Below are 441 nucleotides of genomic sequence, written 5' to 3' on the forward strand. Positions count from 1 at the left end.
GCCTCGCGCGGCCATGCCATAGAGTCTCGCAAAATGTCTGCCGATCACCGAAATCCGCCGTACCGCTTGGCTGGTGCCGTGTTTCTGGCGATCCTCGCGCTGCTACTGGGGTTGATCGTCGCGCAGTTTCAGGGCGCTTTCGAACCCAAGGCACCGCTGACCCTTCTGGCGTCCCGGGCCGGCCTGGTCCTTGATCCGGGTTCGAAAGTGACCTACAACGGCGTCCCGATCGGACGGGTGGCCGCGGTGGCCACCGACAACAGTGATCCGGTACGGGCACGGGTGCGGCTGGACATCGATCCGCAGTATCTGGACCTGCTGCCGGCGAACGTGCAGACCTCGATCCAGGCGACCACGGTGTTCGGCAACAAGTACGTGGCCTTCACCTCACCGGAACATCCGAGCCCGCAACGAGTTTCGACTTCGACTCCGATCGACGTC

At 63.7% G+C, this 441-nt stretch carries 1 protein-coding gene; it reads left to right on the top strand.

What is annotated here, in order from left to right; genetic code table 11:
• Positions 1-33: 33 nt before the first annotated feature.
• Positions 34-441, top strand: a 408-nt coding sequence (locus tag IMZ11_RS44190; protein ID WP_228649736.1) for an MlaD family protein, incomplete at its 3' end; no start/stop codon positions are given.

This window comes from Microtetraspora sp. AC03309 (genome assembly GCF_020826795.1).
Lineage (GTDB): Bacteria > Actinomycetota > Actinomycetes > Streptosporangiales > Streptosporangiaceae > Microtetraspora > Microtetraspora glauca.